Raw genomic sequence first — 1369 nt, 5'->3', positions numbered from 1 at the left:
ATCGCTGCCGCGTTCAAAGAACTGTATGACGCTGATGTCTCGCCGACGTTGGTATCCAAAATCACCGATGCCGTGATGGTGCAGGTCGCCGAATGGCAAAATAGCCCACTGGATGCGATATATCCCATTGTTTATCTTGACTGTATCGTTCTGAAAGTCAGACAGGACAGCAGCGTCATCAACAAATATGTGTTCCTGACACTGGGTATCAATATCGGAGTCCAGAAAGAACTGCTGGGTATGTGGCTGGCCGAGAATGAAGGTGAAAAGTTCTGGCTTAACGTGCTGATGGAGCTGAAAAACCGTGGTCTGAACGATATCATCATCGCCTGTGTTGACTGCCTGAAAGGCTTCACTGGCGCCATCAACGCTGTGTATCCGGAGGCACGTATCCAGCGATGTATCGTGCATATGGTGCGCAACAGCCTTCGGTTCGTGCCCTGGAAGGACTATAAGGCAGTCACCCACGACCTGAAAGCCATCTACCAGGCCCCCACAGAAGAAGCAGGTATGCAGGCGCTGGAAGCGTTCGCCAGTGCCTGGGACAGCAGCTATCCGCAGATAAGCCGGAGCTGACAGACAAACTGGGCTAACCTGGCGACGTTCTTCGCTTACCCGGCAGACATCCGCAAAGTCATCTATACAACCAACGCCATCGAGTCGCTGAACAGTGTGATCCGGCATGCAATCAAAAAAACGCAAGGTGTTCCCGACGGACGATGCAGTGAAAAAAGTCGTGTGGCTGGCAATCCAGGCCGCCTCACAGAAATGGACGATGCCACTACGGGGCTGGCGTATGGCAATGAGCCGCTTTATTATCGAGTTCGGTGACCGCCTGGACGGGCACTACTGAGAAAAGGCATTTACACAAAATCTTAAACAGGCTCACGTAATTGTCAAAATATCGACCGGCCTGTCCGATGATGAACTGGCCACTCTGTTCGACGACCGACGCTAATTCCCCGTTTTTGCACGTTCGGGTGGAAATGGGCCGCTGAAGGGCCGACGGGGTTAATTTAACGTTCTGTAATCAGTTTGCTTAAAAAGATCTCGGTGGGTTGGTGGGTTTGTAGGCGTGACCCTTAGTGTTCGTCAATTTATATGTACTAGCTCAGACCTGATCTGACAGTTACCGATTATTTATACAGGTGTCTGTCAGATTACATCTGGTTCAGATTCTTTTCTGCCCAGATCCGTTTTCCATCGAGTAAAGTGGCCATCGGTGTACGCCCGCAGCACATTTTTCCCTGATGAGTTCGCTCATTATTGTAATGCCACAACCAGTTGTCCAGATCTACCTGCAGGCTTTCCAGGTCTCCATATAACTTCTTGCGGAACGTAACCTGATAAAAATCCTGCAAAATGGTTT

The 1369-nt window shown here is 50.3% G+C and carries 2 pseudogenes; one reads left to right on the top strand and one right to left on the bottom strand.

Features of this window, described 5'->3' with window-relative positions:
* A pseudogene (locus QZ506_RS20335) lies at positions 1 to 853 on the top strand (IS256 family transposase); the annotation flags it as partial.
* 307 nt (positions 854 to 1160) lie between these two features.
* Here the strand turns inward: QZ506_RS20335 and QZ506_RS20330 are convergent.
* Positions 1161 to 1369 (bottom strand): annotated as a pseudogene (locus QZ506_RS20330) (IS481 family transposase); the annotation flags it as partial.

Source organism: Candidatus Symbiopectobacterium sp. (assembly GCF_020054415.1).
GTDB lineage: Bacteria > Pseudomonadota > Gammaproteobacteria > Enterobacterales > Enterobacteriaceae > Symbiopectobacterium.
The sequence above is the reverse complement of the archived record's forward strand: the minus strand, read 5'-3'. Positions and strand labels throughout refer to the sequence as shown.